13 protein-coding genes are annotated in these 14,492 nt (G+C 60.6%); 4 read left to right on the plus strand and 9 right to left on the minus strand.

Going from position 1 to position 14,492, the window contains the following annotated elements:
- Window positions 1-21: 21 nt before the first annotated feature.
- The 7 genes from LOY31_RS23420 to LOY31_RS23450 all read right to left on the minus strand — a co-directional run bounded on the left by LOY31_RS23420 (window position 22) and on the right by LOY31_RS23450 (window position 7,527).
- A complete protein-coding gene (locus LOY31_RS23420) occupies window positions 22-1,272 on the minus strand; it encodes a hypothetical protein (protein WP_221533537.1) in 1,251 nt (416 codons plus the stop codon).
- A gap of 51 nt (window positions 1,273-1,323) precedes the next feature.
- A complete protein-coding gene (locus LOY31_RS23425) occupies window positions 1,324-1,827 on the minus strand; it encodes a fimbrial protein (RefSeq protein ID WP_258712264.1) in 504 nt (167 codons plus the stop codon).
- A 32-nt stretch (window positions 1,828-1,859) separates the two neighbouring features.
- Window positions 1,860-2,360, minus strand: coding sequence for a CS1 type fimbrial major subunit (locus LOY31_RS23430; protein WP_085606800.1), 501 nt, complete (start codon window positions 2,358-2,360; stop codon window positions 1,860-1,862).
- 32 nt (window positions 2,361-2,392) lie between these two features.
- On the minus strand, window positions 2,393-3,136 hold the full coding sequence (locus LOY31_RS23435) for a pilus assembly protein (RefSeq protein ID WP_085606802.1): 744 nt from the start codon (window positions 3,134-3,136) through the stop codon (window positions 2,393-2,395).
- A gap of 44 nt (window positions 3,137-3,180) precedes the next feature.
- Window positions 3,181-4,398 (minus strand): hypothetical protein, encoded by a 1,218-nt coding sequence (locus LOY31_RS23440; RefSeq protein ID WP_309475625.1) that lies wholly within the window; start codon window positions 4,396-4,398, stop codon window positions 3,181-3,183.
- A 2-nt stretch (window positions 4,399-4,400) separates the two neighbouring features.
- Window positions 4,401-6,923: a CS1-pili formation C-terminal domain-containing protein gene (locus LOY31_RS23445; protein WP_258712265.1), complete on the minus strand. Its 2,523-nt coding sequence runs from the start codon at window positions 6,921-6,923 to the stop codon at window positions 4,401-4,403.
- 109 nt (window positions 6,924-7,032) lie between these two features.
- On the minus strand, window positions 7,033-7,527 hold the full coding sequence (locus LOY31_RS23450; RefSeq protein ID WP_127799732.1) for a CS1 type fimbrial major subunit: 495 nt from the start codon (window positions 7,525-7,527) through the stop codon (window positions 7,033-7,035).
- A gap of 492 nt (window positions 7,528-8,019) precedes the next feature.
- Between LOY31_RS23450 and LOY31_RS23455 the strand changes: the two genes are divergently transcribed.
- Both LOY31_RS23455 and LOY31_RS23460 read left to right on the plus strand, forming a co-directional pair.
- On the plus strand, window positions 8,020-8,595 hold the full coding sequence (locus tag LOY31_RS23455) for a PadR family transcriptional regulator (protein ID WP_011335784.1): 576 nt from the start codon (window positions 8,020-8,022) through the stop codon (window positions 8,593-8,595).
- A complete protein-coding gene (locus LOY31_RS23460) occupies window positions 8,592-9,377 on the plus strand; it encodes a siderophore-interacting protein (RefSeq protein ID WP_221533534.1) in 786 nt (261 codons plus the stop codon). The genes LOY31_RS23455 and LOY31_RS23460 overlap by 4 nt, the downstream gene beginning before the upstream one ends.
- Window positions 9,378-9,394: 17 nt before the next feature.
- On the opposite strand, the gene LOY31_RS23465 is transcribed toward LOY31_RS23460, so the two are convergent.
- Both LOY31_RS23465 and LOY31_RS23470 read right to left on the minus strand, forming a co-directional pair.
- Window positions 9,395-10,033, minus strand: a complete 639-nt coding sequence (locus LOY31_RS23465; protein ID WP_085606810.1) for a Pr6Pr family membrane protein — start codon at window positions 10,031-10,033, stop codon at window positions 9,395-9,397.
- A gap of 1 nt (window position 10,034) precedes the next feature.
- Window positions 10,035-10,265: a VF530 family DNA-binding protein gene (locus tag LOY31_RS23470; RefSeq protein WP_007956650.1), complete on the minus strand. Its 231-nt coding sequence runs from the start codon at window positions 10,263-10,265 to the stop codon at window positions 10,035-10,037.
- 300 nt (window positions 10,266-10,565) lie between these two features.
- On the opposite strand from LOY31_RS23470, the gene LOY31_RS23475 reads away from it, so the two are divergent.
- Together LOY31_RS23475 and LOY31_RS23480 are read left to right on the plus strand one after the other, a co-directional pair.
- Window positions 10,566-11,927, plus strand: a complete 1,362-nt coding sequence (locus tag LOY31_RS23475) for a carbohydrate porin (RefSeq protein WP_258712266.1) — start codon at window positions 10,566-10,568, stop codon at window positions 11,925-11,927.
- A 136-nt stretch (window positions 11,928-12,063) separates the two neighbouring features.
- Window positions 12,064-14,475, plus strand: a complete 2,412-nt coding sequence (locus tag LOY31_RS23480) for a glucose/quinate/shikimate family membrane-bound PQQ-dependent dehydrogenase (RefSeq protein WP_258712267.1) — start codon at window positions 12,064-12,066, stop codon at window positions 14,473-14,475.
- The last annotated feature ends 17 nt before the right edge of the window (window positions 14,476-14,492 follow it).

The following is a 14,492-nucleotide window of genomic DNA, read 5'->3' on the forward strand; positions in this document are numbered from 1 at the left end:
AAAGTCTTCAGGGCCCAAGCGCTAAACCTCCGAATCCCAGATCACCGTGACGTTGCCGACATAGCGTTTGCCTTTTCCCGGCTGGAGCATCTGTTCGACATACACGCCCGGAATCTCGAAGTGCAGCGTCGCGGGTGCTCGCTGCATGAAACTGGAAGGTTGAAACGCCACGCCATCAGGATTGTTGCTCAAGGGGCGGCGCTTCACCGGTTGGCCTGCGATATCGGAAATGCTGTCGGGCAGGCTCACACTCAGAAAAACCTGCGCATCGGTGGCGCCGCTGAGCGTATCGCGCAATGCGCAGGCACCGACGGCGGCGTGCTCGCATTCGAAGTGCATCTTGAAACGCGAGGACGCGGAAATATTGAAAGTCTGATCGCGAAACAGCCGGGTCGGTTTGCTGCCCTGCTGCAACCAGGCCTGCCAGCCGCCTTGCGGCACCAGCGCAACCTTGTTGCCGCCGGGCGGGATGTCGACCTTGAGCACATGCTGCACGTCGAGAAGAACCCTGAACGTCAGGCTGGAGGTGTCAGGCAACAGGTTGTTGCCCGTGTCGATGTCCTGACCGGAACCCACGCCATAGGTCAGTTCACCCGCATAGATTCCCGCCGACATGCCCAGCGGGTTGGGTGTACGCAGCTCATAGGCCACGTCCAGATAGTCGTAGGACATCCACGGAATGACGAATGCAGACTGTTTGCTGCACAGGTTTTCGGCGGGGGTAAACCAGAAAAAACGAAAGAAGTTCGGACCATAAGAGGACATTGCACCGGGTTCGCACGGCCTGGGCGGTACGTGCCATCCCGACCTTGCCCAAAGCGCGTTATGCGCTTCGTATTCTCCGGAAACGCCAGTCAGATTACTTGCCGTATCACTGAGCACATAACGTGTACCGAAGCCACCGATACGCATTTCCACGGTTTGCGTCTCACCGGTAACGATATTGCGCACCGTCAGGCTGCGCCATTGCGCCGGCATCTTGAATGTCGCACCGTCGCGCTCAGCGCTTTCTGGCCGTATTGCCTGTACCGACGAGAAACGCATTGGCAACGAAACCCCCATAAGGTTGTAGCGTCGACAATCATTCGGGTACTGGCCGCAGTAACCGCTCTGCGGCGTCTGGTTGATGAACCCATTGTTCTGCGGGTTGGCGGGATCGGGGACGTAGGTCGCGCGAAGTTCCTGAGTGATGGCAGCCGCCGACGTTGAAAGCAGGCCACCGCAGAAGCAAAACACGCTGTTCTTCAAGCACTTGCGCACAGCTGAAACCATTGGCTATTTCCTTGCCTGTCAGGTCGTTTTTCCTTGTTCGGCATGCGCTGTTCATCCTGCCGGCGCCGCCACGTTGAACACGATATTGACCGTGCCGTTGTACTCGCCCGGCTTGTAGCCATCGGCCTGCTCGCGAGGCACGATCTCCAGTTGCACACGACGGCCCGCCGTCGCTTCCTCTGCGGACACCACTTGCCGGGGCGTCGGATCCTGGGCCAGTTCCTTGCCGTTGAAGCTGACGCGCAACACGATGTTGTCACGCGAATCGCCGCCGGCGGTCAGGTAAGGGAAATTCTCGAGACGCGCTTCAATGGCACTGCCGTCGGTTTTCACATCAAAGCTCTTGCGCAGCCCGAGCAACGTCGAGGTGTGGATATCCCACGGCAGGGTCTGCTCACGATGGATCCAGTCGGCTTCGCTGGGGAGCACGTAAAAACCCAGTGTCGGAATGTCCACCGAGACTTCGAAGGTGTGCTTTTCCTGGGCGGCAAACACCGCCGGATGGATCGATGTCGGGACGCTCAGACAGAGTACGATGGCGACTCGCTTGATCATGGCTGGGATCTCTGCGTGGGTGATGGTGACAATCAACTTCCCGGTGCCTTTGCGTTGAACAACAGCATGACCGTGCCGTCGTAATCCCCTGGCTTGAAACCGCCGAGCGGCTTGATCGGATCGATTTCCAGCAGCACACGCTTCCCGACGGCCGCTTCGGCCTGCGACAGGACTTCGCGCGGACGAACGTCTGCGCTCAGCACCACGCCGTTGAATTTCACATGCAGCAGGATCTCTTCGCCCAGCCTGCCATTGGAGAGGCGTCCGGTGCTTTCCAGCCGCGCTTCGATTGCACTGCTGTCATGGCGCACGTCAAACGATTTACGCAAGCCGCGCAGGGTCGAGGTGTTGTAATCCCAGAGCAGGCGCTGCGGGCGGTGAATCCAGTCCGACTCTGCGGGGATGACGTAGAACGCCCGACTGGGAATGGTCAGGAACACTTCGAAGTTGAGCTCTTCGCGAACCGCCCAAGCGGGGATACTCATCAGGGCGGTGAAAGCCATCAGTGCCGCAGCGGCGCATTGCTTGTTCATGATCGATACCTGGCGCGTCGTGGATAGAGGCCTTAGCGGCGCGCGACCCTGAGGTCTTTCCTGTTGTCGCCTTCCACCAGTTTGAAGCGGTATTCGCGGCCGGCTTCTTTTTCAAAGGCGAAGCTTTTGCCAGCCATCACGTGGTGTTTGGTGGTCGCGCCGCAATCGGCTTCATTGCTCACCGAACAGCTTTTGAATTCGTCGACCACCATCACCGTGTTGCCGTTGTTGCGGATCTCGTAGCGTTCGGGCGTGTCGCTGATCACCGTGTCGAAACGCGCATCTTTGGGGCGCACGAAAAACACGATGCCAAATCCGGTCATCACGTTGACCCCGGCCGACAACGACTTTTTGTAGTCTTCGCGCTCCTCTTGGGAGACCACGAATTCGTCTTCCTTTTCCGGCACGACCGGCACGAAACGCACGCGGAAGTAGCGTTCGCGATCCCGCTCGCCCATGTACAGCAAGCGCGTGCCCTGCATGCCCTGCGCCGGCACGATCAGGCGCGCGGGGCTGGCCATGATGCCGTTGCGCGAAGCGCCGTCGGCCGCATTGACCACGGGAATCTCCTGCGGTTTGCCGTCGGCGTCATAGACGATTTCCAGCACATTGATCTTGACGAAAGCGGTGCTGTCACCGCTGTTGAAAACACGCTTCAGGTACGTACTTTTGTCGCCGTCGAGATAGTCGTACACGGTGCCGACATTGATCTGCGGCCCGGCATGGGCAGTCAGGCAACACAGGCCGGACAGCATCAGCAAAAACATTCGAGTCATGGAATTCAACCTCGTGAAAATGAAAATTGGCCAGCCCCGGAGGTTCATACTTCCGAGTCGAAAATGATGGTGACGTTGCCCCACAGCGTTCCGTTCATGCCGGGTTTGAGCAGCGATTCGATCCACCGCCGAGGGATCTGGAAACGCAAGGTGCCGGGTTTTCGATCAACGTAACGAGTAGGCTCGAACGGCCCCAGCCAGGTGTTGTGCGACAACGTGCCGGACCAGCCATCGCTGTTGCCGGGGCCTGTGATACCTCGGGGCAGGGTCAGCTTGACCTCGAACTTGGAAAAGCCCACTTCGTTGTTGCCGATGCCGCACTCAGTGCCGCCCAGCGAGTTGCAGATCATCATCACCTTGAAGGGTGACGAGGCCGACAGGTAAAACTGCTGGTCGCGATAGATCTCGGTCGGCATGCGCCCCGTGTCGATCCAGCGTTGCCATCCGCCAACCGGTTCCATCGTCACCTTGTCGCCGCCGGGTGGCAGATCGACTTTCAGGGCGTGATGAACGTCGAGCACGAAGTCCAGGGTCAGGCTGGAGTCATCCGCACGAAAAAAGGGCCCCATGTTGAAGTCCGCGCCACCCGCTCCGACGCTATAGGTCAATGCGCCGGTGTACGTACCGGTCGGCATGGTCAACGGATCGGGAGTGCGCAACTCGTAGGCGATATCGAGATACTCGAAATCCATATGCCCGACATCCATCGCGGCAGTCTTGATACAGCTGCCTTGCACGGGCGTCTTCCAGAAAAACTGATAAGTCGTCGGTGAAGGAAGACCCCATCCGCTATAGAGGCAGGGGGGCGCGGCGTAGACCCAGGAACTGCCCTCCCAGAGTTTGCGATGCGCCTCCCCCACATCAGACTCGCCTGTCAACTCGGTGACGGGCTTGCTCAAGCGAAAGCGCGAGCCGATTCCGCTGATTCGGACCTCCACCGCACGCGTCTGCTGGGTCTGCTGATTGGTTACGTTCAGGACTTGCCAGGCGGCGGGCACTTTCACCCAGACACCATTGGCCGAAAACAGCGGGGTAAACGTACTGAAGCGAATCGGTACCCGGATGCTGAACATGCCGTTGCTGGCGCACTCACTCGGGAAATCCGCGCAATAACCACTGTTTGGCGTCTTGTTGACGAACACATTCTTGTTCGGCTGCGAGGAGTCGGGTTGGAACAATGCCCTGATTTCCTGATTCGCCGCCTCGACCGAAGGCAGGCTCAGTGCCGCGATCAAGGCCATGAATACGGTTAGCTTTTTCACGCTCAACCCGCCTTCTGATCGGTAGAGGTCGCATCGGCCAGGGTGTCCGGTGTGCAACGCAGATCCCCGATCATCAACACATTGTTTTCGCTGCGGTGCTGATCCGCCTCGAGGCGGAACTGGCACAGCAGGCGGTTATCCTGGCGCACCTCGAGGGTCGGCGATCCGGCGTTCATTTCCATCGAGAAGAAGCCGTCGACCTCGGTCACCCCGCGACTGGCGTGGTTGATCACGTGATGCCCCTTGAGCGGCTGGCCCTGTTCGTTGACCAGCCGTCCGAGCACGGTCAGGGTTTTCATCACACGGATCTTGCGGTAGTCGACCCCGCCCTTGTTCAGGTGATAACGGGTGCGCGCCGGTTCGATGGTCGCCGCCGGCACGTTGTTGCCTTCGAAGTCGAAGCTCACCGAGCTGTTCTGATACGCCGTGATAGGAATGAAATTGCGCCCCGGTTTCAACGCTGCGCTGCCGCCGCTGAAGTCGTCGGCGCGCAAGGCAATGCCCTCGATGTCCGACTCGACGTCGACAATCATCCCGGCCCCGCGCATTTCGTATTCGCTGGTCATGAGCATCTGCTGGCCGCCGACCACCAGCGTGCTGTCGAGGTTGAGACCGCCGGTGAAATTGCCGTTGTAGGACGAGCGCTGGATGAAGCCGTCGCCATTGATCGTGTCGGTGCGAAAGTTGGCCAGGCCGGAAGCGCCGATGCCGTAGGTGTCGGTCAGCGCCGTCACCGAGACGTTCTGCAGGACGTGGCCTTTGAGGTCCTTGCGCCAGCCGATCGAAGCGTTGTTGTCACGCCCGCCGTCGCGATCGGTACGCGAACCGATGCTGCCGGTGATCTGCTCGCCGGGCGCGCCCAGCGCCATGTTCAGGCTCAAGTCGACCCCGCGATTACGCGCATCGCCACTGCTGTAGCTGCCCGGTCGATCGAACAGCGACAAGCGCCAGTTGGCGTCATTGCCGAACAGTTCGCTGCGCCGGGTCCAGCCCAGATCCACGCCGACGCCTTCGACATTGCCTTCGCTGTGGGAGACCCGTGCGTTCAACGAATTACGGCTGTTGAGCCGGTGATTGAGCGCCAGCGACGAGTTGCTGGTTTCACCGATGAACACATTTCGCTGACGCACCCGGGTGCCGTCCGGCAGGGTTTCGTACTGGTCGGTGGTGTCGAGCCAGCTGCGGTTGTGGCTGATCACCAGACTGCCGGAACCGTAGTTATACAGGCTCTGCAGATCGAGGCCGGTGCCGTGATCCTCGGTCTTGTAGACGTTGGCATACAGGCTGATGTGATTGGCCAGGGTCCAGTCGATGGACGTGCCGTATTGCAGCTTTTCGCGAATCTGCCGCGCCGACAGGCCGAGGATGACTCGCGGGTGCAGCAGGTAGTTGAGCGAGGCGCCCGCCGTAGGACTGCCGCTGGACTGTTGATCCCAGTTGCTCAGCAGTTTCTGTTCTTCGCCGGCAAACAGGTTGTAACGCCAGCGCTCGTCGAGGTTGCGCCAGTTGCTAGGCTTGTACACCAGCTCCTGGGTACTGGACGTGATCTGGCCGTCTTCGATCAGCCGCACTTCCACCTCGTAAATGCCACCGGGCAGTGGTCGGGTGTCGAGGGTCTGCAAACCGGCGGGTATCGATTGAGTGTTGATCAGCAGACCGTCGCGCCAGATCTCCACCGAGCCCTGACGATTGGCGGTGACGTAAATCGGGTAGACGCTGGGCGCTGCGTTGTTGATTGCCAGGCTGTCGGAGCTGCCGTACATCACGCCGACCGCCGTGTCAGGGCTGGTGCCGAACGTGCGCGGCTGGCGGGTCAGCCCTTCGGAGTTGGGGGTGAAATAGCCCAGGCGAAAGAAATTGCCTTGCAGTTCGCGCTGGGTGTAGAGCTCGTGGACCGCGTGATAGAGCTTGTCGTCCGGGCCGCCGAGGCGAGCCATTTGCATGTTGAAGGTCTGGCTCCAGTTGCCCAGGCTGCCGCTGGCTTCGAGGCCAAAACGTCCACCCAGATCCTGATCCTGGCCGCCATTGAGGTTGAGCTGGTTGCGCACCATCAGGCCGCTGCTGCCGTCTTCGGGTTGGTCATAGAAACGCTTGGTTTCCAGGTCACGCTCAGCGTTCTCGGTGAGAACCGAGAGCAACGAATTTTCCAGGTTGTAATGCACCGCCAGCACCTGATCGGGGCAGGAGCCGGTGCACGCGCCCAGCGGCACGCCAGGTTTGAGATAGGCCGCCCACTTCTCGCGTTCGGCGGGTGTGTAGCGGTTTTCACTGGTGTCAGTGAATTCCAGCAACGTGACGCGATCATCGCGGGACAACACCACCATGGCTTCCCCCAGCGGTTGCTGGTCGAGTTCGACCCGCACCGCCAGCGGCACATCGAAAAAGTGCTCTTCGAAATCTGCCGGCAAACCTTTGGCCTGCGCCAGCAGACTGCGCGGAGTCGTGCCGGCGGGTTCGGAAGCGGCCGCTGCGTTGGCACAAAACAACAGCGCAAGCGCAGCCGCGACGGGTGTCATCGGGAACATGAACTCGTACTCTGATTTACAAAAGTTGAAGTCCGGCGGAACAGACACTGCTGCTTATCCCGCCGGGGAACGCGACTCTGGCAAGCTGCGTTGAGTGCAGATCAACCGATTACTTGCCACCACCGATCGGCGGCACGGCATCGAAAGTCATGGCGACAACACCGGTGTAATCACCCGGCTGGAAAGTGCTGCCTTTGGCACTGATTTTCAGCGGCGCGCGATAGTTGACGTCAGACTCCGACTCACCCACGACCATTTGCGGGGTCAGGGTCAGTTCCTTGTTGTTGAACAGCACTTGCAGATCGATCGCCTGGGCGCCGGAGATCAGTTTCGGCACGCTTTCCAGGCTGGCATGCACAGAACCGTTGTTATTGCGCACATCGAAGAAGCCATTGACTTCACGCATCTTGCCGGTGCTTGGCTGGAAGCTCATGTCCTGGTCTTTGTTGACCAGGTCGGAGTCGGTCGGCACCACGTAGAAACCGTTGGTCGGTACGTGGGCGATCAGGCTGATGGAGTGACGGGCTTCACCGGCAGCGAAGGTCACGGACGAGCTCAGGGCCAGGGCAGCGAGAGAAGCGGTGATTGCGATTTTCTTGAACATCGGTCAGTACCTGTTTTCTTTTTAAGGAATCGGAACATTGAAGTTCATGTCACACCGGTCGATAAGTACCGAAACATGGAAGTTCAACGCCGGGGCATGATCGACGCTTGTCTCAAGAATGTAAGCAGGCAACTTCCCACGAGCTTGTAGTTCAACAACCTCGCGACACGAAAGAAAAAACATCAAAAAATCAAAATATATAAAAGTAGCTGTAAGACATTCCCTACCTACAGTTATTCATGAAAAAAGTTACAGCAGCTTCGACAATACCGGTCAGCACTTTCTAATCTTTTTAGAATATAAGCTCAAGCATTAATAGAGTGATAGCTTTAACTTTCCGGTTATTCCTGTCTCGATCAACAAGCCATGGCGGTCCTCCGTCGGAGCGCCTTTCTCGCCGTCGACCACTCGTCAGCTCTGCGGCAAAAAGCCCTTGCCCAGTCGTAAAGATATATCTTAAGTTGTATCTAAACACGACGAGAGAAGACTGAAATGAGAGACCATCATTCCCCCCACCGCGACCACGGCGACAGCCGTGACGGCTTCGAAAAACGCCACGGCCGCGAGCGCGGCGGTCGCGGCCCGCGGGTCTTTGCCCCGGGCGATCTGAAATTGCTGCTGTTGGCGCTGATCGCCGAGCAGCCGTGCCACGGCTACGACCTGATCCGCCAGATCGAAACCATGTTCGACGGCGCGTACAGCCCCAGTCCCGGCGTGATCTACCCGACCCTGACATTCCTCGAAGAAAGCGAAATGATCACCGGCGACGCCGAAGGCGGCAAAAAGCGCTACGCGGTGACCGATGCCGGCCGCCAATCCCTCAGCGAACAGGCGGTGGCGCTGGACGGCGTGCGCATGCGCATCGACGTCAGCAAGCGCTCGCTGCGCGGCCACGACCGGCCGCCGGAAATCCATGAAGCGGTGCACAACCTGCGTCATGCCCTGCAGATGCACCACGGGCGCTGGAGCCCGGAAGAAATCCTGCGGGTGCGCGACCTGCTCAACGACACCGCCAAAGCCATCGTCGACGGCCCCGCCGTTCAATCTGCCCCGGAGAAAGCCGAATGACTGAAGTACAGACTCAAGGCATCCATCGTGTGATGCACGAAATCAAACGTCGCCGCCTGGAAGTGTTGCGCGTCGTCGACCTGACCCCGCGCATGCGCCGCATCACCCTCGGCGGACCGGAACTGGCCGGGTTCATCAGCCTCGGTACCGACGACCACGTCAAACTGCTGTTCCCGCAGAACGCCGAACAGGCCGCCGCACTGGAAACCCTGGTGCTCGGCGGCGGCAAGAGCGATGTACCAATGCCCGAGATGCGCGACTACACCCCGCGTCGTTATGACCTCGACAAGCTTGAACTGGACATCGACTTCGTCCTGCACGGCGACGGCCCTGCCTCGACCTGGGCCGAACAGGCCAAGCCCGGGCAATTCCTGCACATCGGCGGCCCGCGTGGCTCGATGATCGTGCCGGACATCTTCGACAGCTACCTGCTGATCGGCGACGAAACCGCCCTGCCCGCCATCGCCCGCCGCCTCGAAGGCCTGGCAGCCAATCGCAAGGCGCTGGTGGTGATCGAAGTGGAAAACGGCAAGGAACAGCAGACACTGGAGAGTGCCGCACAGGTCAATGTGATCTGGGTATTGCGCGAAGGCGGCAAGGACAATCTGCTGGCCACCGTCAAACAATTGCAGGTGCCCAAGGGCAATCTGTACGCGTGGGTGGCGACGGAAACGAAAGTCTCGCGGCAGATCCGCCGAGTGCTGCTCGATGAGCACGGGCTGGATGAACAGTTCGTCAAAGCCGTCGGGTACTGGCGTGCCGAGGGCTCCGAAGAAGAGTGAAGCGAGCGGCGGCGCTGCTAAAGGCGCCGCCCCTGCCAACGATCAATCCCGATCACCAGCGACGAAATCAGCACAAACCCCAGCAAAATCCCCCCGGCATTGATGAACACCTGTGGATAACCCAGCAGTGCCACGTCAATGAACGGATAGGCGTAAGCCCCCAGCAAATGCCCGCGCAGCAGCGCATAGGCGAAGTACACCAGCGGATAGATCAGCCACAGCGGCAGGTGCTTCAGACGCAAAGTGCCCTTCGGCACACTCAGCCACCAATAAGCCAGGAACAGCAGCGGCATCACGTCGTGGAGCAATTCGTCGGCTATAAACTGCCAGCCCTGCGGATGCCACAAATGCCGCAGAAGAATGCTGTATGCCAGGCCCACCACCGCAATGCTCACGGCAATCCCGCTACTGACCCAGGGTTGCAGAAACCAGCGCCGTGCAGCGGATTCGCGATCGGTCACCGCGCAGGTCAGCACCACCGCCACCAAAGTGTTGGTGATCACGGTGAAGTAGCTGAAGAAACTCACCAGCCCGCCCAGCAGACTGGCGCCGACGCTCAGGCGTGCGAAAAAAATCAGGTACAGCTGAATTCCCAGCCCGGCCCAGCCCAGCACCGCAGCCGAAGTGATCAGACGTCGCCGCAGTACGGCGTTCATCTCAGAGTGGTCGCTTGGTGCGCATCAGTTTCACGTACAGACGCTCGACCTTTTCCCGCGCCCATGGGGTTTTGCGCAAAAAGGTCAGGCTCGACTTGATGGTCGGATCGCTCTTGAAGCAACGGATGTCGATGCGCTCGGCCAGGCCCGACCATTCGTAGTGGGTCACCAGTGCATTGAGGATCTGTTCGAGGGTCACGCCGTGCAGCGGATCGGGATTGTGGTCGTTCATGCCGGGCCTTTGGGCGAAGTGAAAATGCAGAAGCCGCGCACCTTAGCCGAGGGCATGGGCGGGTGGAAGGCCTTGGGTTAAATGTAGGCCAACCGGAGAAGATCGCAGCCTGCGCCATCGCCCGCAATGCGCTGTATTGCCGCACTGTTACCGAATCCGAAAGGGTTCATGTCTGCAAAAGCACTTTGTGTTTTTGTAACAGGACATTATCCTGCCGCCCTTCTGCTGAATCGCTTCACTGCCTGCGTCAAATCGTAGCGGCCAGCTTATCCCCCAAAAAGATCAAGAAAGACCCTATTCATGCCCGATTTTCCGTTCTCCCGAGACAGCGCTATCTCAACCCTGCGCCTGATCGGCGGCTGCACCGCCCTTGGCCTCGCCACCTGCACCCAGGCCGCCCCGGCCTTCGACAGTGAATCACCGTGGATGCTCGGTGACTGGAACGGCACCCGCAGCGAACTCGCGGCAAAAGGTATCGACTTCAAGCTCGACTACACCGGCGAAATGGGCAGCAACCTGCACGGCGGCTACGACCACGACCGCACCGCGCGCTACAGCGACCAATGGGGCCTCGGCACTCATCTGGACCTGCAAAAACTGCTGGGCTGGAACGACGCTGAATTCCAGCTGACCGTGACCAAGCGCAGCGGCAACAACATCAGCAACGACCGCATCAACGACCCGCGCGTCGGTGGCTTCACGTCCGCTCAGGAAGTCTGGGGCCGTGGCCAGACCACCCGCCTGACGCAGATGTGGTATCAGCAGAAATTCTTCGACCAGAAGCTCGACATCAAGGTCGGCCGTTTTGGCGAAGGCGAAGACTTCAACACCTTCCCGTGCGACTTCCAGAACCTGGCGTTCTGCGGCTCGCAGGTCGGCAACTGGGTCGGCGGCATCTGGTACAACTGGCCGGTCAGCCAATGGGCGCTGCGCGTCAAATATCACCTGACGCCGGAGCTGTACGCGCAAGTCGGCGCCTATGAGCAGAACCCGTCGAACCTCGATCGCGGCAACGGCTTCAAGCTCAGCGGCAGCGGCACCCAGGGCGCGATCCTGCCAATCGAACTGGTGTGGAAGCCGAAGCTCAACGGCCTGCCGGGCGAATACCGCGCCGGTTACTACTACAGCAACGCCAAGGCCACCGACGCCTATAAAGACAGCAATGGCCAGCCTGCCGCCCTGAGCGGCGAAGCCTATCGCAGCGCTTCGAGCAAACACGGCGTGTGGCTCGGCGTGCAGCAGCAGGTCACCAGCGTCGCCAGCGACAACTCCCGTGGTCTGAGCGTGTTCGCCAACGGCACGATGCACGACAAGAAGACCAACGCCATCGACAACTACGTCCAGGCCGGCGTGGTCTACAAAGGCCTGTTCGACGCCCGCGCCAAGGACGACATCGGTTTCGCCCTGGCCCGCGTCCACGTCAACCCGGCCTACCGCAAGAACGCCGAAGCGACCAACCAGGCCCGCGCCGTCTACGACTATGACGATCCGTCGTTCCTGCCGCCGCAGGACACCGAATACAGCGCCGAGCTTTATTACGGCGTGCACGTCACCAACTGGCTGACCGTGCGCCCGAACCTGCAATACATCCGCCATCCCGGCGGTGTGGACAAGGTCGACAACGCGCTGATCGGCGGGATCAAGATCCAGTCGTCGTTCTGACCCAATGCAGGCCGCTCAGGCCTGCAGATGAAATTCGATAGCAAGACAAGTTTTTATCTGAACCATGCCCGCGCCCGATCGTCATCTACAGTGACTACAGCGCGGGACTACTTGAAACGTCACGGAGAACCACACTATGAGCACTGAAGGTGCTTCGAGTCGAAGCCGTCTTCTGCCGAACCTGCTCGGCATTCTGCTTCTGCTGATGGGCCTGGCCATGCTGGCCGGGGGAATCAAGCTGAGTACGCTCGGCGGCTCGCTGTATTACCTGCTGGCCGGTATCGGCATCACGCTGACCGGCATTCTGATGCTGATGCGCCGTCGCGCAGCATTGGGCCTGTACGCCATCGTGCTGTTCGCCAGCACCGTCTGGGCGCTGTGGGAAGTCGGCCTGGACTGGTGGCAACTGGTGCCACGTCTGGCGCTGTGGTTTGTCCTCGGTTTCGTGATGCTGCTGCCGTGGTTCCGTCGTCCACTGCTGCTCAACGGTCCTGCGCCGATGGGCACCGGCGGTCTGACCGTGGCCGTGATTCTGGCCGGCGTCACCGCCCTGGCCAGCCTGTTCACCCACCCGGGCGAAACCTTCGGCGAACTGGGTCGCGACACCGCCGACACCACCAGCACCGCCCCGCAAATGCCGGACGGCGACTGGCAGGCCTACGGCCGCACCGAGTTCGGTGACCGCTACTCGCCACTGAAACAGATCACCCCGGCCAACGTCGGCAAATTGCAAGAAGCCTGGCGCATCCAGACTGGCGACCTGCCGACTGCCGATGATCCGGTCGAGCTGACCAACGAAAACACCCCGCTGAAAGCCAACGGCATGCTCTACGCCTGCACCGCGCACAGCAAAGTGCTGGCGCTGGACCCGGACACCGGCAAGGAACTGTGGCGTTTCGACCCGCAGATCAAGAGCCCGGTCGGCTTCAAGGGCTTCGCCCACATGACCTGCCGTGGCGTGTCGTACTACGACGAAGCCGCCTACGCCAAGTCTGCAACCGCAGCGTCCGCCGTCATCTCCGAGGCCGGCAAAGCCGTCGCCCAGGCCTGCCCGCGTCGCCTGTACCTGCCGACCGCCGATGCCCGCCTGATCGCACTGAACGCCGACACCGGCAAGATCTGCGAAGGCTTCGGCACCAACGGTGTGGTTGACCTGACCCAAGGCATCGGCCCGTTCACCGCCGGTGGCTACTACTCCACTTCGCCAGCCGCGATTACTCGCGATCTGGTGATCATGGGCGGTCACGTCACCGACAACGAATCGACCAACGAGCCGTCCGGCGTGATCCGCGCCTACGACGTGCGCGACGGTCATCTGGTGTGGAACTGGGACAGCAACAACCCGGACGCCACCGAACCCTTGGCCCCGGGCCAGACCTACAGCCGCAACTCGGCCAACATGTGGTCGCTGGCCAGCGTCGATGAAAAACTCGGCATGGTCTATCTGCCATTGGGTAACCAGACGCCTGACCAGTGGGGCGGCGATCGCACCCCCGGTGCCGAGAAATTCAGCGCCGGCCTGGTCGCGCTGGACCTGGCCACCGGCAAGGTGCGCTGGAACTACCAGTTCACCCACCACGACCTGTGGGACATGGACGTCGGCAGCCAGCCAACCCTGCTGGACATGAAAACCGCCGACGGCATCAAACCTGCGCTGATCGCTCCGACCAAGCAAGGCAGCCTGTACGTCCTCGACCGTCGTGACGGCACGCCGATCATTCCGATCAAGGAAATCCCGGTTCCGCAAGGCGCCGTGAAAGGCGACCACACCGCCCCGACCCAGGCCCGTTCGGACCTGAACCTGCTGGCCCCGGAACTGACCGAAAAAGCCATGTGGGGCGCCAGCCCGTTCGACCAGATGCTGTGCCGCATCCAGTTCAAGGAACTGCGCTACGAAGGCCAATACACGCCTCCGTCGGAACAGGGCAGCCTGATCTACCCGGGTAACGTCGGCGTGTTCAACTGGGGCGGCGTCTCGGTCGACCCGGTTCGCCAGATGCTGTTCACCAGCCCGAACTACATGGCTTTCGTCTCGAAAATGGTGCCACGCGAAAAAGTTGCCGCCGGCAGCAAACGCGAGAGCGAAACCGCCGGCGTGCAACCGAACACCGGCGCGCCATACGCGGTGATCATGCACCCGTTCATGTCGCCACTGGGCGTACCGTGCCAAGCCCCGGCCTGGGGCTACGTCGCCGGTATCGACCTGACCACCGGCAAAGTCGTCTGGAAACGCAAAAACGGCACCAGCCGCGACAGCTCGCCAATCCCGATCGGCTTCACCCTGGGCGTACCAAGCATGGGCGGCTCGATCGTCACTGCCGGCGGCGTCGGCTTCCTCAGCGGCACGCTGGACCAGTACCTGCGCGCCTATGACGTGAACACCGGTAAAGAACTGTGGAAATCGCGCCTGCCTGCTGGCGGCCAAGCGACCCCGATGACCTACACCGGCAAGGACGGCAAGCAATACGTCCTGCTCGTGGTGGGTGGTCACGGCTCGCTGGGCACCAAGATGGGTGACTATGTGATTGCTTACAAACTGCCGGAATAAGCTTTAGCGGCGGTAAG

This window comes from Pseudomonas sp. B21-021 (assembly GCF_024749205.1).
GTDB classification, from domain to species: domain Bacteria; phylum Pseudomonadota; class Gammaproteobacteria; order Pseudomonadales; family Pseudomonadaceae; genus Aquipseudomonas; species Aquipseudomonas paraglycinae.